A 20,354-nucleotide genomic window follows, 5' to 3' on the forward strand; every position below is an offset into this window, starting at 1 on the left:
CCATATATCGACGCTTCTGCAAAATTCGACATCCGTTTACAAAACGTATAAGAAAAAAGGAGCTAGTCCAACCTGATGGAACTAGCTCCTTTTTCTTATGCAACTTTTTCTTCCGAAGCGATTCCGCGAATTTCATCAGCGGAACGAATTGGATACTTACGGAAAATAATTGTTCCGATATAACCAATAATTGTGGTCACGATTCCACATAATATAGCTGCAATGGCTACTTTCATTACATCGTTGAACCCAAAGAGAACAAGGAGTCCTGGAATTGGTGATGCTGTACCGGGGGCATTGTTCACAAGTTGGAATAAGGATGTAATAATACCAGCAAGTGCACCACCCACGAAGTTTGTCGTATAGATTGGAATGGGATTTGCTGCTACGACATCGGCTTGTGTTAATGGTTCAATTGCTACAGCAATTGTATCTTTCTTTGAGCAGATCTTTAAACGTTTAAAGAAAATAAAATTCATTGGAGCAGAGGCTGCTACTGCAAGACTACCAATAGCCATTGGTAAACCTGTTAATCCAAGCATAGCAGTTAGCGCCATGGAGCTTAATGGAGATGTAGAAATAACTGTTATGAGTCCACCAAGCATAATTCCCATAATAATTGGGCTTTCTGTGGTTGCGATTGAAATAATAGAGCCGATTTTTCCAAGTGTAGCATTTACAACGGGGTCCATAAGCATAGCCATTCCGCGAGAAAGTGGTGCTGCAACGAATAAAATGGCAAGAAATTCTACACCAGCTGGCAATTTCTTTTCTAGAAATTTAACGACAAAGGCGCATACATATCCAGCAAAAAATCCTGGTAAAATACCAAATCCACTAGTGGCGATACCGATTAAAACAGCATATACAGGAGATACACCAATTGCGAGTGCTACTAAAATAGCAGCCGCGACACCGCTCATACTACCGGAAGCTTGTCCAACCGATTGTAAAAAGTTGTTATGAAACATTTCGCCGCCGATGTATCGATGAAATGCTTCAATAAGAAAGCTTGCGATTGCAGCATTAGCCAGGGCCCCCATTGCTTTCATTCCGTAAGGAGCACGAAAGCTAAACAGTGTAAAAAGAAAAAGTACAACGAGTAGTAGTGCTAAACCTTGCAAGATAGCCATTTGAAAAATGTCCCCTTTTTAATTTTGTTTATAAAAATTTGTATTATTCAATAATAATACAAAAGTTGTTTAAACGGAAAATTTTTTTATTGGGAAAATACTGCGAGCACTTTCCTTACAATAGTGTAAGGAAAGTGTAATACATTTCAATAGTATATAGTATGCCCTTATCTGTATAATACAGATATAAATATGTGACTGATAAGAATAAACAGGAGGCCATATATGAAATTGGTAATAAAAGTGTTAGTCGTCTTTGCCATTCTTTTAGGTGGTACGGCATATTATTTACAATCAAAAACAGAAGGTGTAGAGGCTTTTGTCGATAACTTCTTTTCAAATAAAGAAATACAAGATTATTACGCAGTTATAAATAAGGGTGAGAAAATAGACGATGAATATTTGTATACATTCAAAGGGTATACAGAGGATGGAAAGCAACAAACGATTAAAAAGATCATGAATCGTCAGCTAAATTCAGGTGCTTTTATAAAAATTTATGCTAAGGGCATGCAAGGAAAAGGCTGGGCTGAAATTTCAAAAGAAGAAATTCCAGAAAAAGCCTTAAAACAATTACAGAAAGTGTAAAAGGAGCGAATTGTTCGCTCCTTTTTTTAATGTTTTAAAATTGTAATCGATGTGTTTGTTTGAGTAGAAACAATTTCTACACGTCCGCCAATTGGGAAAGTGAAGATTGGAGTTGTATGACCAAAGTTGGCATTTGCAATTACAGGAATGTGGGAAAGCTCTTGTTTTGAATAAATCATTTCTTGAATATCTTCTATGACAGCTTCAGAACCTTTTTGTAGTCTTCCAATTACAATACCTTTTATATGTTCAAAATCTGGTTGTTGGATGAGAGAGTGTAAGTAACGATCAAAAGTCTTAACTGTAGCTTTTCCTGTAAGAGCATCTTCTTCTAAAAATAATATTTTATCTCGTAAGCTCGGCATATATGCTGTGCCTTGTAGTAAATTAAAGGTACTCATATTACCGCCAATAATTTCGCCAACTATTTCACCTTCATGTAAGGAAATATAACCTTCATTTTGGAAGAAAGTGCGATTTTCTTGGTCCATATACCAAGAGTCATCGCTCCACGTTTCAGCAGGTTGTATTTCTATTGGCTCTTCAGAAGTCATGCATTTTAAAAAGTAATCTATCGTATAATCGAGCCCTGTCTCCATTCCAAAAGAAGAAAAGTGAGGACCTGAATATGTAATAAGACCAGTCTTTGCATAAATTGCATTGCCTAGAGCTGTAATATCAGAATAACCACATAAAATTTTTGGATTGCTACGAATTAAGTCGTAATTTATATGGTTTAGTAGCCCATTGGAATTATATCCTCCAAGTGTTGTTAAGATTGCTTTTACATTGGAGTCTGCGAAAGCTTCATGGAGGTCTTGAACTCGAGAAGAAACGGAAGAAGAAGCAAAACGATCAATTTCTTCAGCGTTTTTTGAAAATGTAACACGAAATCCCATATCTACTATTCGTTTCATAGCAAGCTCACGATTATAATCTGAGACAATACTTAAACTACAAGAAGGTGAAATGACTCGAATTTCATCACCTTGTTTTAACTTTGGTGGTATCATTTGGAGCACTCCTTTTAATGAAAGAAAATTTAGATTTAAAAGACATTTTATCATAGGAGATAGATCTTTATAAATTGTTTTTTCGAAACAGGGTTTTCCTGATTTTTCAGCAGACAGACATAGGTTTTTTTTGATATGATAGGAAAAGTGATTTATTATAAAGTTTATTTAATATCTATAACATATTGAAAGGTGTGCAAGACGTGGAGAAACAACTTGCAGGCTTGCCAGTACACGTTCATTTCGTAACAGAAATCCGTGAAGGGGCACGAAAGGAGACCGTTGCTTTTGAGGCAAATGGTCAATACTATGTAAAAGGTCAAGGTACATATGTAACGTTTCAAGAGCCGAACGAACAAGGCGAAGTAAAGACAATCATTAAAATTCAAGGTGAACAAGTTCTCATTATGCGTTCAGGTGCTGTTTCTATGCGTCAGACGCATGCGAAAGGTGAATGGACAACTGGTACGTATACGAGTGAACTTGGTACGTTTGCATTGCAAACGAAAACTGATAACGTTCTTTTTAAATGGTCGGACGAGAAGAAAAAAGGACAACTCTTTTTAACGTACGCATTGCTTCTAAGTGAACAAGAAGCGGGCCGATATACAATTACGATTAATTTGAAGGAGGCAAAATAATGAACTCTTTAGAACAAGTAAAAGAATTGATTAAAGAAGAAATTAAAGCTGCCGTATTAAAAGCAGAGTTAGCAACAGAAGAACAAATTCCAAACGTTGTATTAGAATCTCCAAAAGATAAAACGCATGGTGATTTCTCTACAAACATGGCGATGCAGCTTGCACGCGTAGCAAAAAAAGCTCCTCGTATGATTGCAGAGGAATTAATTGCAAACTTCGATAAAGCAAAAGCTTCTATTGAAAAGATTGAAATTGCTGGTCCTGGTTTTATTAACTTCTATATGGATAATAGCTATTTAACAGACTTAATTCCGGTAATTGTTACAGCTGGCACGAATTATGGTGAAACAAACACTGGTAAAGGTGAAAAAGTACAAGTTGAGTTCGTATCTGCAAACCCAACAGGTGACCTTCACTTAGGACATGCACGTGGTGCGGCAGTAGGTGACACATTATGCAACGTATTAGCAAAAGCAGGATACGATGTATCTCGTGAATACTACATTAATGACGCTGGTAACCAAATTCATAATTTAGCGCTTTCTGTCGAAGCTCGTTACATGCAAGCATTAGGGCTAGAAAAAGAAATGCCAGAAGATGGATACCATGGTGCGGATATCATCGGAATCGGACAACGCTTAGCTGAAGAGTTTGGCGATCGTTATGCAAAAGCTGATGAGAAAGAAAGCTATGAATTCTACCGTGAGTACGGTTTGAAATACGAATTAGCAAAACTTCAAAAAGACTTAGAAAGCTTCCGTGTTAAGTTTGACGTATGGTTCTCTGAAACATCACTATACAAAAATGGAAAAATTGATCAAGCTCTTGCGGTATTAAAAGAGCGCGATGAAATATTTGAAGAAGACGGAGCAACTTGGTTCCGTTCTATGACTTATGGTGATGATAAAAACCGCGTATTAATTAAAAATGATGGTTCTTACACATACTTAACGCCAGATATCGCGTATCACCGTGATAAATTAGAGCGTGGATTTGATAAATTAATCAACATTTGGGGCGCTGACCACCACGGTTACATTCCTCGTATGAAAGCAGCGATTCAAGCGCTTGGTTACGATAAAGAGACGTTAGAAGTAGAAATCATCCAAATGGTACAACTATACCAAAACGGTGAAAAAGTAAAAATGAGTAAGCGTACAGGTAAAGCTGTTACACTTCGTGAGCTAATGGAAGAAGTAGGCGTGGACGCAATGCGTTACTTCTTTGCAATGCGCAGCGGTGACTCTCACTTAGACTTTGATATGGATTTAGCGGTATCAAAATCTAACGAAAACCCTGTATACTATGCACAATATGCTCATGCACGTGTATGCAGTATCCTTCGTCAAGGTGAAGAACTTGGATTAACTGCAGGTGGAGATATCAATTACAAACTTGTTGCTTCTGAAAAAGAAGTAGACTTACTGAAAAAACTGGGTGAATTCCCAGCAGCAGTTGCAGAAGCAGCGCAAAAACGTCTGCCACACCGCATTACAAACTATGCGTTTGAATTAGCAGCAGCGCTTCATAGCTTCTACAATGCAGAAAAAGTATTAAACCCAGATAACTTAGAATTAAGTAAAGCTCGTTACGACTTAATGCGTGCAGTACGCATTACACTTCAAAATGCATTAGCATTAGTTGGTGTATCTGCACCTGAGAAAATGTAATAGGCAAAAGAAAAGATGCTTATTTTTGTTTAAAAGTGATATACAGGTTGATAAAAAAACATCTGATCAGTCTATAGACTGATTAGATGGCAAAGAAAGCAGACCATCGAAAAGCCGTATGGGGGAGAACCTCACGTACGGCTTGATGAGGGGAAGCTGGGCAGAAAAAGAGATAGCAAAGCTATCTCTTTTTCTGTTTCAGTTTTCTACTCTAAATATATGTTATGGTGATGAAGTGAAAATAGAAAAACATCAATTAACTATTGATTTTTTAGAACAATTCTAGAATAATAGGTTGTCGGGGGTAAAATTATCAAAAAGCTATACATGTAGTATTAGTAGATGAAATGTTACCAGTAAATGGTGTGATTGTTATAAATGATATTGTTACAACTATGCCAAATACTAAACTAACACTTCATCTAACCGAGTATCTACACAATTAGTAATTAATCTTGAAAACTTCCAACCTAGTCAAAAACTAGGGATTTTATGTCTAAAATAGTACATATAGTCCAACTAAAGTTTTCATGATTTGATAAAAATAATGAAAGGATATAAATCTCTCGATTTTGATATTATCATCACTTATATATATAAATCTCTCGATATTAAAATGTAATGTCGCCCTAGAAAAGCTAACTCTTCTTAGCGAGTAAGTGAAATGTATGTATAAGTTCATTTTAATTCTTCGACATAGCCATAGATCCATTAGGCAAATTACTTTTTCTCGACACTCATTTATAGACTCCAAAAATGAAAAGGCTGAATTTCATATTTCTGCACGATTCACATGAAATTAGTTGCCCAGTACACTCTTTTTTATTTACCCCCAAATTCGTTCCACTGTATTCAGATTTGGAGAATATGACTTTTATCTTCATAGGCAAAATACTTCGTCCGGAGCATTTTTAATCATATAGCGTTTATATTGGAACATTTCTTGTCTGATTGTTTCGGTGTGTAGTTCAGTTGTGCAACGAAACATAAAACGTTTTAACATATGGCTAATTTCACTTCGACTCATGATGACAGAAAACGAAGACATATCTTCAATGACATCCTTTAGAATACGAGTATCCTAGCACGTTTCAAAGCCATAACTCTCTTCGGCTGGGGTGCTAAATTCGATTATACGCTGTACTTCTTGTTATTCTTTATGAGGATAATTATGGGGGTTGACCAAATGCATATTTGCTGTGAAGTAGCTCGTCTATACTTGCTCACACTAAAATTTTTTGCGTATGGAGCAATCGTTTGCGCTAGATATGAAGAAATTTAGGAAACTCTACGGCATAATAAGACGAATGACTGTCATGAGTTTTATCGTGAATGCTTGTTGAATTGTCTTCTCCTGACTCTGAAGTTGTTCTATGGCCCATTCATGTGTATTTGTAATTGGAATTCCTTTATCAAAGCTTGTCCTTTCCCTTATCTATTTTTGGTAAACAATATAGACCAGAAATAACACAGTTTAGACATGTGGGAGAAATTAGATGAATCTATATAAAAAGCAAATTTCAAGTTTCTAAACAATAGAAGAGTTGAAAAAAGAGAAAAAGATGATAATAGCTATCAAACATATTTAAATAAAATAGCTTAATGACATTGAATAATAGAATCTTTGTCATAGTATGTTTGTACCAGAATCTAGCAACATTTAATTTTATAGGGAGGATAACATAAAGCATGTATTTAAAAAGAATAACTTCGATTTTTTCGATTATAATGATTTTTATGTTTACTATAGGTCAGAGTTTTTTAGGTATAGTAGCAAATGCACAAGAGTTAAATACAGCAGGGTTTGTGGATAGTTTTCAGATTGGTAAAACAAATCTACAGACCACAGAACGGACTAAAGTAACTGTAAACTTCAGTGAAAAAAATGGACTTAGGCTGAAGCCTGGAGATACACTAACATTAACGCTGCCTCCAGAATTAAAAGGATTAGATAGAGAGTTTCTATTAGATGACTATGGTACTTGTAAAGTCACTGCAGGTACTGTGGTATGTACATTTAATGATAGAGTGAGTACACATCAAAATATTAAAGGGTATTTAAACTTTTACGTGGAAGCCGCTAATGTAGGAACGGATCAAAAGAAAGAGATTGAAACCAATTTCGGTACAAATGTAGATAAGCAATCTGTAACAATTACCGGCCCAAGCGGTGGTGGTGGTACAGATCCTGGAAAGCCACCGTTTTTTTATAAAACTGGTGATATGAACTCAGGTAAGGACAATGAAGTACGTTGGTTCTTGAATATAAACTTAAATAAAGAAGAGTTAAGTCGCGATATTGTTGTGACTGATAATTTACAGGAAGGTCAAACACTTAATAAGGATAGTTTCTATATAATTATTGATGATTATATAGGTCGTCGATCTTTAACTCTACAAGAGTTTGAAAAGCAACGTTACGGAACGATTACCTTTACTGGTGACAAATCATTTAAAGTTGTGCTTTATAAGGATAAAGCACGTCTTGCCTCCTTTTCGATTGGTTATACATCTACTATAACGGAAGCCGGAAAGAAGCAAGAGTTTTTTAAGAATGATTATACGATTGATTACCAAGTTCTGCACAAAGACCCAGTTACTGAATCGGGTAGTTACCCAGTCGAAAATATGACAGCTGGCGGTGGTGCTGAAGGTGACTTGCCTTCAAAAGGAACGCTAAAAATTGTTAAGTATCTTGAAGGGAATGAAGATAAATTCATACCGAATGTTTCATTTAAGTTGTATAAAGAGTCGGGTGAACAAGTTGGAGATGTATATACAACAGATGGGCAAGGTATAATCGAAATTCCTAATTTACAACCAGGTAAATATTATGTGCAAGAGGTTTCAGCTCCAGACTATGTTGATTTCGATCCTCAAGCAAAAGTAAGTTTCGAAGTTAAATCAGGTGTTGTAAATGGAGTTAAGTTGCCAATTCCAAATAAAGTGAAAACTACATCCATTGCAGGAACAAAAACATGGAAAGGCGATAATACGAAAGATCGTCCGAAAACAATTAAAGTCGACTTACTACAAAATGATAAAGTGATCGCAACGCAAGAAGTAACAGAAGCAAGCGGTTGGAAATATGAATTCAAAGATTTAGCGGCATATGATGCCGAAGGTAAGGCGTATAAGTATGAAGTAAAAGAACAACCGGTAGATGGATATCAAACAGAAGTAAATGGTTATGATATTACGAATACAAAAGTGGTACAAACAACAAAGGTAGAAGGAACGAAAACATGGAAAGACGATAACGCACCAGATCGTCCGAAGACGATCAAAGTAGAATTACTACAAAACGACCAAGTAATCGCAACACAAGAAGTAACAGCGGAAAAAGGTTGGAAGTATGAATTCAAAGATCTAGCGGTATACGACGCCGAAGGAAAAGCATATAAGTATGAAGTAAAAGAACAACCGGTAGATGGATATCAATCCGAAGTAAAAGGTTATGACATCACGAATACAAAAGTAAGCCAAACAAAAGTAGAAGGAACGAAGACATGGAAAGACGACAATGCGAAAGATCGTCCAGCAATGATCAAAGTAGACCTACTACAAAATGGTAAAGTGATTGCGACGCAAGAAGTAAGCGAAGCAACAGGTTGGAAATATGCGTTTACAGACTTAGCGGCATATGATGCCGAAGGTAAGACATATAAGTATGAAGTGAAAGAACAACCGGTAGATGGATATCAATCCGAAGTAAAAGGTTATGACATCACGAATACAAAAGTAAGCCAAACAAAAGTAGAAGGAACGAAGACATGGAAAGACGACAATGCGAAAGATCGTCCGGCAATGATCAAAGTAGACTTACTACAAAATGGCAAAGTGCTTGCGACACAAGAAGTAAGTGAAGCAAGCGATTGGAAATATGCATTTACAGACTTAGCGGCATACGATGCTGAAGGAAAAGCATATAAGTATGAAGTAAAAGAACAACCGGTAGATGGATATCAATCAGAAGTCAAAGGGTATGACATTACAAATACAAAAGTGGCGCAAACAAAAGTAGAAGGAACGAAGACGTGGAAGGACGGAAATGGTGAAGGACGTCCAGAAACAATCAAAGTAGACCTACTACAAAATAATAAAGTAATCGCAACGCAAGAAGTGAGCGCAGCAAGCGGTTGGAAATATGCATTTACAGATTTAGCGGCATACGATGCCGAAGGAAAGGCATACAAGTATGAAGTGAAAGAACAACCGGTAAATGGATATCAATCCGAAGTAAAAGGTTATGACATCACGAATACAAAAGTAAGCCAAACAAAAGTAGAAGGAACGAAGACATGGAAAGACGATAATGCGAAAGATCGTCCGGCAATGATCAAAGTAGACCTACTACAAAATGGTAAAGTGATTGCAACGCAAGAAGTAAGCGAAGCAAGCGGTTGGAAATATGCATTTACAGATTTAGCGGCATACGATGCCGAAGGAAAGGCATACAAGTATGAAGTGAAAGAACAACCGGTAAATGGATATCAATCCGAAGTAAAAGGTTATGACATCACGAATACAAAAGTAAGCCAAACAAAAGTAGAAGGAACGAAGACATGGAAAGACGATAATGCGAAAGATCGTCCGGCAATGATCAAAGTAGACCTACTACAAAATGGTAAAGTGATTGCAACGCAAGAAGTAAGCGAAGCAAGCGGTTGGAAATATGCATTTACAGATTTAGCGGCATACGATGCCGAAGGAAAGGCATACAAGTATGAAGTGAAAGAACAACCGGTAAATGGATATCAATCCGAAGTAAAAGGTTATGACATCACGAATACAAAAGTAAGCCAAACAAAAGTAGAAGGAACGAAGACATGGAAAGACGATAATGCGAAAGATCGTCCGGCAATGATCAAAGTAGACCTACTACAAAATGGTAAAGTGATTGCAACGCAAGAAGTAAGCGAAGCAAGCGGTTGGAAATATGCATTTACAGATTTAGCGGCATACGATGCCGAAGGAAAGGCATACAAGTATGAAGTGAAAGAACAACCGGTAAATGGATATCAATCCGAAGTAAAAGGTTATGACATCACGAATACAAAAGTAAGCCAAACAAAAGTAGAAGGAACGAAGACATGGAAAGACGATAATGCGAAAGATCGTCCGGCAATGATCAAAGTAGACTTACTACAAAATGGCAAAGTGCTTGCGACACAAGAAGTAAGTGAAGCAAGCGGTTGGAAATATGCATTTACAGACTTAGCGGCATATGATGCCGAAGGTAAGGCATATAAGTATGAAGTGAAAGAACAACCGGTAGATGGATATCAATCCGAAGTAAAAGGTTATGACATCACGAATACAAAAATCAAAGACGAAACAGGTGTAGATCCAAAAGATCCAAAAGATCCAAAAGATCCAGAAGATCCAGAAGATCCAAACACAAATAACGATTCAAAAGTTCCACCTACTGAAGAAAATGATAAGCCGACATCAATGCTTCCTAATACAGGAGGAATATCAGCGGAAATGATTTCAATCGTTGCAGGTATGATATTATTCGTTTTAGGTGGAATTCTATTCACTCGACAACGAATAAAATAATAAAAAAGCTTTAGATTATTGATTACACTGTAATCTGAGTAGCAGACAAATTAAAAAATTACTATTGATATTACTCCCTTTAGGTAGATATTCAAAAAAACTTCACGATAAAGTGAAGGGAAGAATGCAACCTGAAGGGGGTTTTTCTATGGCGAAATTAGAAATAGTATTTTGTGAAGCTTTGTTCTTGAATGGTGGCAGCAGTAGCTCCTGTCCAGCAAAAGTTAATACACCTACAAGAATCGTTTTTTTTAATAATAGAAATGCCTTCTTATCAAGTATAATCATTATTGTTATATTTGTTTATCGTTATATTTAGTATTATACATGATAATACCTTGAAATAAATATGCTTTTATGCATATTTATTTTATTTTTTTACAAAAAAGCCACCACTTTGGAGTGAGTGGCTTTGGTGATAATTAAGCAGCTTTCTGCCCTGTTTGTACCGCCGGTTTTTGCAGAACATCATAAACACCAGTGCCAATGACATCTAAAGCCATTTTCATACGTTCAGGTGAGATGTTTTCTAGAACGTTATCTTGCGGCGTATGGTATACCTTTTCAATATGATAGATGAGTGGATCCCAACTATCTACTCCCATCCAGATGAATAGAGCGGCAGGGATGCCAGCGTAAGCGAATGGCACATGGTCACTAGAACCAAACTTTCCTTGCAGAACAAGATCATTATTTAATTGTTTCCCAGCATTTAATGCTGCGTCTGTTACAAGATTCGTAGAACCATCTGGCGTCATTGCATATAAATTTTTTGCTTTATCATAGTTTGTAGCAACCATATCAGCATTAAAAACGCCTAGAATACGATCGCGTTCTTTTTGAGATAAGTTGTCAACGTAGTGCTCTGAACCAAGCAACCCCATTTCCTCTGAACCGAAAGCAATAAATTGGTTTTCTTTGTCAGTTTCTACATTTTGAAATGCGCGAGCTAGTTCTAATACTAACCCTGTTCCAGAAGCGTTATCATTTGCTCCTGGTGCCCCAGCAACGCTGTCATAATGTGAACTTACAATAACAGCTTTCTCATTTCCAGTGCTCTTTTTCGGTTTCTTTTTCGCGATAACATTTAGAGATTGTAAGTTTGATTCATGTCGTGCTTTTAAAGAAAGGATTGTACTTCCCTTTTTTGCTAATTCTTCTTTGAAGGCATTACCTTGTGCATAAGCAAGACCAAATACAGGGATGGACTGTTTTTTCGTTAATCTTGGATTGAAAGTTTGGCCATAGTTGCCGCGGCCGCCAATTAGGCTATATAAGAGAACGCCTTTTGCACCCTTTGCAACGGCATTTTCTACTTGTTTGTTGTAGTCTGCTACTGTTGCACCTCTTTCAAATAAGACAATTTTTCCGTTTACTTCATTTGGAATCTCCTCTAATTTTGTCCCATTCGGCACAAAAATAAGAGGAGCGGTGACAGCCTCAGTAGAAATTAAAGCGTTTGGGGCGGCGCCTGCTTGCCAATTTTTTGAACGTGATAAAGGAGAATCAATAAATCCTACATATTGATCGGGTACAGCAAATGGCTGATATTCTACTTCATATCCCATTGACTGTAATTTCATCCCAACATAGCGAGAAGCCCATTTTTCTGATTGTGTTCCACCAGGGCGCGGGCCAATTGTTTCTGATAAAAAACGGACGTGTTCGATTGCACGGTTAGCATTAACTTGCCCTGTAATAGGTGGAGTTTTGATCGTTTCTGGCGGGGAATCAGCTTTTGCTTGTCCAATTGGAGCTAAGCTGACAGCGAGTGTTGCAGCAAGTAAAGAGCTTACTATTTTTTGTTTCAATGCTCTCTTCATATATTCCTCTCCTATTCTTCTATTCTATCTGACTGACAAAAGAAGACGGATAACGACTCTATTCTATCTCCTGTTTTTTGTATTTTCAATTAATTCAAGTTGAGAAATAAAAGTAGAATCATTTCATATGCATATATGCATATTTTTAGAGAGGATGTATGTGCTATTATTTTAGACAAAGGTTCGCTTTCTTGTTTTGAAAGCCCCTAAATTGCATGTCTAGTGTACCCAAGCTTTAGAATATGTAGAGAAAAAGAAATCTATGGTGAGATTTCTTTTTCTCATGCTTGAACCTTTTGAACATGATAATTGTCATGTTTCCACATTTCATGATAATTATCATTAGATGTAAGGCATCCATATGAAAAGAAGAGAAATCAGTGTGATTTCTCTTTTTTTTGTATAGAAAAAGGAATGCCACTTGCATTCCTTTTATCCCTTACAGTTCAGTTAAAATAATCGGCTCACCGCGTGTTACGACGACTGTATGTTCACATTGTGCAACAAGGCTTTTATCTGGTGTTACAAATGTCCAACCGTCATCGCCGCGTTCAATAATATGGTCAGCCTTCATAGAAATGAAAGGTTCTACAGCGATAACAAGACCATCTTTAAGAAGTGCATTATCCATTGGATCGTAGTAGCTTAGAATGTGATTTGGTGCTTCGTGTAAGCTAAGACCGATGCCATGCCCTGTTAAGTTTTGGATAACGGCATAGCCATTTTTATGAGCAAAGTTAGAAACTGCACGACCGATTTGGTTTTGTTTCGAACCAGCTTTTACTTTTTTCATTGCTGCCCAAAATGCATCTACTGCTGCTTGGCAAAGTTTTTCTTTTTCTTCATCTTGCCCAAGAACAAAAGAGATACCTGTATCTGCATAATAACCGTCAAGTGCCGCAGATACATCAACATTTACTAAGTCGCCTTCTTTTAATACTTGATCTTTTGGAATACCGTGTGCAACTTCTTCATTTACACTAATACAAGTTACACCTGGGAAATCATATTCTTTTTCAGGTGCAGAAATAGCACCGTGCTCATCTAATACTTTTTTACCGATCAAATCAAGCTCTTTCGTTGTCATACCTGGCTTTGCTTGTTTTTTCATCTCTTCGCGTGCAAGCGCAACAACGCGGCCGATTTTTCGTAAACCTTTTAAATCCTTCTCATTACGGATGATCATAAAAAAAACCACTGTCCTTCCTCGAATATATATCTTACACGATTGTATCATGTTTATTTTTGTCCTGCTACTGGCGTACGGTTAGTATACTTTTTAAGGAGCTTTGATGAGTTTCATAGGAACTTCATGACAATTGTCATATTCATATCATGACGTATTTTACTGTTTTCCAGCTCTTCCAATTTATACAATGTAAATATAAGGAACAGTGGAGGTGGCAAGATGGAAAAGATTATTGAAGTAAATGGTGTTTCAAAAACATTTAAACATAAAAAGGCTGTAAATAACGTTTCATTTCATGTAGAGAAGGGGCAGATTGTTGCACTTCTTGGGCCAAACGGTGCAGGGAAAACAACAACAATCTCAATGATGCTTGGATTAAAGGATCCATCAGAAGGAAGTGTTTCTATATTTGGAAAGAGTCCCAAGCAGCGAGCAGTTCGTAATCGCCTCGGTGCAATGCTACAAGAGGTGAGTGTTATCGATAGTATATCAGTGGAGGAAGCAATTGATCTATTTCGCAGCTATTATACGAATCCAGTTGCAAAAGAAACATTACTTCAGTTATCAAATTTAGAATCGGAAAAAAGGCAGCGTTGTGAAAAATTATCAGGTGGTCAAAAAAGAAGATTAAACTTTGCACTCGCACTTGCTGGAAACCCAGATTTATTATTTTTAGATGAACCGACTGTAGGAATGGACATTACATCTAGAAAGGCTTTCTGGGAAACGATTCGAAAGCTAGCGAGTGAAGGGAAAACGATTATTTTGACAACGCATTATTTAGAAGAAGCAGATGCGTTAGCAGATCGAATTTTACTATTTGCAAACGGAGAAATCATTGCTGATGGAACTCCAGAGGAAATGAAAGCAACGATTTCTCGAAAAACCATTTCATTTTACACAAAAGAAAAAATTCCAACAGACTTGCTGAAGGGGTTACCGCATGTTACAGCAGTACAGTTTCATGAACCGCGTGTTATTCTCACAACAGATGATACGGATGCTACGTTGCAAGCAATTTATAAAGAGAATTTACCTGTTACAGATATCTCAGTTGAACGAGGAAGTCTTGATGAAGCGTTTGAACAGTTTGTCGCAAATCAGAAGGAGGGAATTGTATGAAAGCCTTATGGATGCAATGTAAAATAGAAATCTTACGTACGTTTCGCAATAAATTATTTATCTTTTTCTCATTATTAATGCCAGTTCTGTTTTATTACATTTTTACAAATGTCATTCAAGTACCGCAGAACGGAGATGCTTGGAAAGCGCACTATTTAATTTCGATGGCTACTTTCAGTATTGTAGGAACAGCACTTTTTAGCTTTGGTGTGAGACTTTCTCAAGAAAAAGGGCAGGGATGGACACATCTTTTGAAAATTACACCACTTCCAGAGGGAGCATATTTAACAGCTAAAATTATTTCTCAAACAGTGGTAAATGCTTTTTCAATACTTGTGATCTTTATTGCAGGTATGCTAATCAATAACGTGGAATTAACGATCGGGCAATGGATTGGTGCTGGATTATGGCTATTAATAGGTGTGACGCCGTTTTTAGCACTTGGAACGATTGTAGGTTCAATTAAGAAAGCAGATGCAGCTTCTGGTCTCGCAAACATTTTAAATATGAGTTTAGCAGTACTAGGCGGTTTATGGATGCCGATTGAAGTGTTTCCGAAAGTGCTAAGAACAATTGGAGAGTGGACACCAACATATCACTTCGGAAGCGGGGCATGGGATATTGTAGCGGGGAAATCTATAGGATGGGAGAATATCGCGATTTTAGGAGGTTATTTCCTTATATTTGTTGTAATATCAATATATATAAGAAAAAGACAGGAAGCGGTATAACATGATAGAGAAGAAGTTTGAGATTTTTCCGAAACATATGGGATTCTTCCCGTATATATGGCTTGTATATTTAGCGTTTCCAATCTACACATTACTACAAGAAACTGGTTGGAAACTATTGTTAGGAAGCGGTATGCTAGTAATCTTTGTTTTGGCATACCGACAACTTTATTTTGTGCAAAAGACATTTATGATGTGGGCATGTATACAAATGATCATCGCATTTGTGTTAGGTTTTTTTTATAATCCATATCTTATTTATTTAGGCTTTTTTACTGCAAATGCAATAGCATTTGCACCTACAAAGAAATCATTCCGAATACTATTTTCTTTATTAGTACTAACCGTTATCACATTCATATTTGTATACAGAAATGATTTTTCGTTGACATCTTTTTTAGGTGCTGTACCAATGTTTATTATGATGCTTCTGATGCCTTTTGCTATGCGTAGTTTTAATCAAAAAAAGGTGTTAAGGAACCAGTTAAGTGAAGCAAACGAACAAATTAAAGATCTAGTAAAACGTGAAGAACGTCAGCGAATCGCCAGAGACCTTCACGATACTTTAGGACATACGTTATCCCTCATTACTTTAAAAAGCCAGCTTGTTGAGAAGCTGATTGTAAAAAAACCAGAGCGTGCAAGTATAGAAGCGAAGGAGATTACGCAAACATCGCGCACAGCCTTAAAGCAATTGCGTGAATTGATTTCCGATATGCGGATGATTACTGTGGAAGAAGAGCTTGAGCAAATAAAGGCTATCCTGCAAGCTGCTAATATTTCACTAGAGGTAAAGCAGAAAGCAAGTTCTGGTGCATTATCACCACTTGAGCAAAATATTGTAGGTATGTGCTTGCGAGAAGCGGTAACGAACGTTGTAAAGCATAGTAAGGCGACGGAATGTATGGTTTCCTTATTTGAAACGCAAGGAGAACTGATTTTGCAGGTGAAAGATAATGGAGTAGGATTACAAGCACAAAGTCATGATGGGAATGGCATTTTAGGTATGAAAGAACGGCTTGCACTTATTGATGGAGCACTTGAACTAGATGAAACGCATCCTGGGACGATGTTAACGGTGAAGGTTCCAATTGTAATTAGGACAGGAAAAGATGAGGTGAGAGCATGATTAGAATCATCATTGCTGAGGATCAACGAATGCTTAGGGGAGCGCTCGGAGCTCTGCTTGATTTAGAAGACGACATTGAAGTGGTAGGGCAGGCGGAGAATGGTGAAGAAGCTTTAAAATTAATTGAAAAGTTGCAGCCAGATATAAGTATTATGGATATTGAAATGCCGATTCAAAGTGGTTTAGATGTTGCAGAGGAATTGCAAAAGAAAAAATTACTATGCAAAGTAATGATTTTAACAACATTCGCACGTCCAGGTTATTTTGAAAGAGCAATGAAAGCAGGAGTTCATGGATATTTATTAAAGGATAGCCCAAGTGAAGATTTAGCGGCAGCGATTCGCAATGTGATGCAAGGGAAACGAGAGATTTCCCCTGAATTAATGTTTGGACTATGGCAAGAGCAAAATCCGTTATCAGATCGTGAGAAAGAAGTACTTTTGTTAGCGAAAGAAGGAAAAACAGCAAATGAAATTGCCAAGACACTGTATCTTTCATCTGGTACTGTACGGAATTATATTTCAGATGTGTTAACAAAATTAAATGCGAAAAACCGAATTGAAGCAATTGCGATTGCGGAAGAAAAGGGCTGGATATGAAAAAAGATGTTTACCGGTTATAGTGGTAAACATCTTTTTATTCTTTTTTTTGAACCTCTATCACTAAAATGTAAAGTCTGTGACATAATATAGATTTTACTTCATTTTTCGACAAAAAATTTGTTATAGTAAGATTAGGTTGCTGTTCTAGATTTTGGGTAACTTTACCACTAATTGTCTTAATTACCCCATGTTTATCTACTTGAGCAATGATGTCTTGGTCATATATTTCATCATTTTTATATGATTGGGAAAGACATACTTCGGTTTGATTTTCTTGTAGGTTGAAATTCAACATCTTTTCAGTGGTAACTTGTTTTTGTTACGCGTTAACCGCTTGTACTTCATCTTTTAAGTATTTTTAGCAATATTTCCTATTGTTACGTTTTGTGGTTCAGTTTATTTACTAATTATCAAGCTAGGTTGAGTAACTTCAATGTTCACTTCATTGTTATTAATTTTTGGGGCACGATAATTGCTGCTACATGATAAGGGATAGAATAGAACAGAAGTAAGGAATATACTAGCAACTTTTATATTATTCATCTCTAACATTTGGAGTCTTGTATGTGTATAAGATGATTTATAAGAAAAGTGTGCTAAATGATATATATTATGCAATATTTCATGTTTAAAAGTGCCGGAAAACTATTATTGTAGTGGTATGACAACTTGAAAAGTTAGATTTCTGTAATGGGATGGTGAGCTATTATGCACGCAGAAAAGCTGGGAGCTGAAATAAAGAAAATTAGAATGTTAAGAGGTTTAACACAAAAGCAGTTGTCTGAGAATATATGTCATCAATCAGAGGTAAGCAGGATTGAGTCAGGAACGGTATATCCAAGTATGGATATACTGCAAGGGATTGCAGCAAAGCTAAGGGTTCCCATTATTCATTTTTATGAGGTTCTTCTTTATTCTGACCTCGAAAGAAAGAAAAAGTTTAAGAATCAAATTCAATTATTGTGTAAGAAGAAGCAGTATGATGAAATTCATAAAATTGTTTCAGAGGAGTTAAAGAAAGAAGAATGTCATCCTGAATTTAAGCAATTTCTTCTATGGTATTATCATTTATCTTCTTATGCTTTAAAGAAAGTCAATTTTGAATACTGCATCTCAGAGCTGAAAAATATAATCCATCGGCAATATGGTGGGGTAGATGTGTTTCAAAATTTATATATCGAAAATTCGATTGCTATTATTTATGCAGAAAATAACCATTTAGAAAAAGCTATTACATTATTTCAAGATATTTTACAACAGCTGGAGTCATTGCAGAGTGATCAAGATTTTGTTGTTAAGGTTCGATATAATTATGCGAAAGCTTTATGTTTAAATAATGAATATGCAAAGTCGCTTCAGCAAGTAGATAAAGCAATTGAAACGTCGCGACTTATTGGGAGTATGCAGCTTCTTGGGCAACTGTATTATCAAAAGGGAGAGTGCTTAGAGAAATTAATTTATCCACCAAGTGAAATTACAGTTGTTTATGAAAAGGCTTTATTCTTTTTTGATTTACTAGATTTACATTCTAACAAAGAGATATTATTAGCAAAAATGGGATTAGCTGATCGTAATGAACAGACAATATTCTCTAGCTAATTAAATTGATCCCGCTATTCGTGGACAGTAATTCCCCCACTTCAAGATTAAAAGAGAAAAGAGGAAGATAGGTGGACGATAACTGCCCGTAAAAGCCCAGTCGGTGAGGGCTAACAATCAGTGCGGAATGAAGAGTACTCCCACTGATGGAAGTTTCATTTTATATTTTTAAATAATGAAACCATAAGAGAATATGCATAATTGCATTTTTAAAAGAAATTATTTCATGATATATTTAGAGAAAATAGAGCATAGGGTGATGAGTGATGAAAAAAATTCTTGCATGCGGTTTAATGGCAATGGCAATGCTAGCTGGTATTGCATTCGGAGTGAGTCAAGATCACGCATTAACAAATCAACAGGAACAAGTACAATTAGCTTCAGATATACCATTTGAACATTAAGATAAAAAAAGAACCCAAGTGAGGGTTCTTTATTTTTGTTAGGGATAAAAGTGTTAGATAATTCAAAGCTCTTGAATGTAGTCAAAGGTTTAGGTATGTAAGAATGATTATTATTCCTTGCTCTTAACACCTTCGGCAATTACACCAAAGAGAAGAGAATCGTGAAACAGCGTTACAATTACCATTGTAACGCTGCACCGCTTATTCGTCTCACCCCTCTTATAGAAGCAAGTTCATCTACGAACTGAAAAAGTGCTAAATCTTTTTGTTTACTCTCAATCATAATATCGAAATCTTGATTTAGTTCTCTCATGATGTGTAAAAAGGGTTTTATAAATGTAGCATCAATATAATTAGCGTGTGACCTGAATTCCTTCTCTGATTTTGGTGAAGAAATATGAACCTTAGGAATGGTATTTGTATGATCCCACGTTTTGAAAATAGCTGGTAGCAGTGCTTCTAACGGTTCATCACAAAGATTTGCCATGTGATGATGATAATCAAATATAAAAGGGATTCTTTCTAGCTTACAAACGGCTAATGTTTCAGAAGCTGTATATGTTTTATCATCATTTTCAAGTGTCATTTGCTGCTTGATATGAGGGGGGAGCTTTTTTAAGTTTTCATGAAAGCGTAGTAAAGCTTTCTCTTTGTTGCCGTATGCACCTCCAATATGGATATTAATGTAGGAAGAGTCTGCTAATCCCATTGCATCTAATACGTTATAGTGATATGTCATATCTAAAACCGCATTATCTGTAATATGAGGTTTTTCACTTGTAAATAATGTGAACTGGTTTGGATGAAAGCTGACTCGTAAGTTATGCTCTCGAATTAATTTCCCCATCTTACGCCAAAAGGGTGTAAATATATCGATATAATCAAAATCAACTTCAGGATGGGTTGCGAGTGGGACGATAGAAGATGATAATCGGTATAATGGAATTTCATGTGCGATATTGTAATGCAGGGTACGTAATGTATGCATAAGGTTTTGCATTGTAATATTATATAATTTTTCTTCTCGTTCCTGTTTACCAAGCTTTTTCCACGTTGTAAATGTCATTGTTTTAGCAGGGGAGCAGTCCCACAAAGCGACTGCATGTGAGACATACCCAAAGCGCATAATCATCTGTCCTACCCCCGTT

16 protein-coding genes are annotated in these 20,354 nt (G+C 36.4%); 11 read left to right on the top strand and 5 right to left on the bottom strand.

What is annotated here, in order from left to right:
• Positions 1-95 precede the first annotated feature (95 nt).
• Positions 96-1,133 carry a PTS sugar transporter subunit IIC gene (locus tag MHH71_RS16660; RefSeq protein ID WP_003209243.1) on the bottom strand — a complete coding sequence of 346 codons (1,038 nt, stop codon included), beginning with the start codon at positions 1,131-1,133 and terminating at the stop codon, positions 96-98.
• Positions 1,134-1,358: 225 nt separating this feature from the next.
• Between MHH71_RS16660 and MHH71_RS16665 the strand changes: the two genes are divergently transcribed.
• On the top strand, positions 1,359-1,721 hold the full coding sequence (locus tag MHH71_RS16665; RefSeq protein ID WP_033799265.1) for a YxeA family protein: 363 nt from the start codon (positions 1,359-1,361) through the stop codon (positions 1,719-1,721).
• Positions 1,722-1,747: 26 nt separating this feature from the next.
• Here MHH71_RS16665 and MHH71_RS16670 read toward each other — a convergent pair whose 3' ends face one another.
• On the bottom strand, positions 1,748-2,734 hold the full coding sequence (locus tag MHH71_RS16670; RefSeq protein WP_006096690.1) for a S66 family peptidase: 987 nt from the start codon (positions 2,732-2,734) through the stop codon (positions 1,748-1,750).
• Positions 2,735-2,937: 203 nt separating this feature from the next.
• Here MHH71_RS16670 and MHH71_RS16675 point away from each other — a divergent pair, with 203 nt between their 5' ends.
• From MHH71_RS16675 to MHH71_RS16690, 4 genes are all read left to right on the top strand, one after another.
• A complete protein-coding gene (locus tag MHH71_RS16675) occupies positions 2,938-3,375 on the top strand; it encodes a DUF1934 domain-containing protein (RefSeq protein WP_016112723.1) in 438 nt (145 codons plus the stop codon).
• A complete protein-coding gene (gene argS, locus MHH71_RS16680) occupies positions 3,375-5,045 on the top strand; it encodes an arginine--tRNA ligase (protein ID WP_003202452.1) in 1,671 nt (556 codons plus the stop codon). The genes MHH71_RS16675 and argS overlap by 1 nt, the downstream gene beginning before the upstream one ends.
• 1,689 nt (positions 5,046-6,734) lie before the next feature.
• On the top strand, positions 6,735-10,607 hold the full coding sequence (locus MHH71_RS16685; RefSeq protein ID WP_340724457.1) for a Cna B-type domain-containing protein: 3,873 nt from the start codon (positions 6,735-6,737) through the stop codon (positions 10,605-10,607).
• Positions 10,608-10,755: 148 nt separating this feature from the next.
• Positions 10,756-10,926 (top strand): hypothetical protein, encoded by a 171-nt coding sequence (locus tag MHH71_RS16690; protein ID WP_157753633.1) that lies wholly within the window; start codon positions 10,756-10,758, stop codon positions 10,924-10,926.
• A 103-nt stretch (positions 10,927-11,029) separates the two neighbouring features.
• Here MHH71_RS16690 and MHH71_RS16695 read toward each other — a convergent pair whose 3' ends face one another.
• On the bottom strand, positions 11,030-12,430 hold the full coding sequence (locus MHH71_RS16695) for a M28 family metallopeptidase (RefSeq protein ID WP_078211620.1): 1,401 nt from the start codon (positions 12,428-12,430) through the stop codon (positions 11,030-11,032).
• A 439-nt stretch (positions 12,431-12,869) separates the two neighbouring features.
• Positions 12,870-13,667 (bottom strand): type I methionyl aminopeptidase, encoded by a 798-nt coding sequence (gene map / locus MHH71_RS16700; RefSeq protein ID WP_097814687.1) that lies wholly within the window; start codon positions 13,665-13,667, stop codon positions 12,870-12,872.
• Positions 13,668-13,838: 171 nt separating this feature from the next.
• On the opposite strand from map, the gene MHH71_RS16705 reads away from it, so the two are divergent.
• The 6 genes from MHH71_RS16705 (at position 13,839) to MHH71_RS16730 (ending at position 19,206) form a co-directional block, all read left to right on the top strand.
• Complete coding sequence (locus tag MHH71_RS16705) at positions 13,839-14,741, top strand: ABC transporter ATP-binding protein (protein ID WP_006096684.1); 903 nt, start codon at positions 13,839-13,841, stop codon at positions 14,739-14,741.
• Positions 14,738-15,472, top strand: coding sequence for an ABC transporter permease (locus MHH71_RS16710; protein ID WP_018764904.1), 735 nt, complete (start codon positions 14,738-14,740; stop codon positions 15,470-15,472). The genes MHH71_RS16705 and MHH71_RS16710 overlap by 4 nt, the downstream gene beginning before the upstream one ends.
• 1 nt (position 15,473) lies before the next feature.
• Positions 15,474-16,601, top strand: a complete 1,128-nt coding sequence (locus MHH71_RS16715) for a sensor histidine kinase (RefSeq protein WP_006096682.1) — start codon at positions 15,474-15,476, stop codon at positions 16,599-16,601.
• Entirely contained in the window at positions 16,598-17,200 is a 603-nt protein-coding gene (locus MHH71_RS16720) for a response regulator transcription factor (RefSeq protein WP_033799264.1), read from the top strand. The genes MHH71_RS16715 and MHH71_RS16720 overlap by 4 nt, the downstream gene beginning before the upstream one ends.
• A gap of 711 nt (positions 17,201-17,911) precedes the next feature.
• Entirely contained in the window at positions 17,912-18,802 is an 891-nt protein-coding gene (locus tag MHH71_RS16725; protein WP_006096680.1) for a helix-turn-helix domain-containing protein, read from the top strand.
• Positions 18,803-19,068: 266 nt separating this feature from the next.
• Positions 19,069-19,206, top strand: a complete 138-nt coding sequence (locus MHH71_RS16730) for a quorum-sensing peptide PapR (RefSeq protein ID WP_018781170.1) — start codon at positions 19,069-19,071, stop codon at positions 19,204-19,206.
• Positions 19,207-19,384: 178 nt separating this feature from the next.
• Here the strand turns inward: MHH71_RS16730 and uvsE are convergent, their stop codons facing one another.
• A complete protein-coding gene (gene uvsE, locus MHH71_RS16735) occupies positions 19,385-20,338 on the bottom strand; it encodes a UV DNA damage repair endonuclease UvsE (protein WP_006096678.1) in 954 nt (317 codons plus the stop codon).
• Positions 20,339-20,354 lie beyond the last annotated feature (16 nt).

Source organism: Bacillus sp. FSL H8-0534, assembly GCF_038005885.1.
Lineage (GTDB): Bacteria > Bacillota > Bacilli > Bacillales > Bacillaceae_G > Bacillus_A > Bacillus_A pseudomycoides.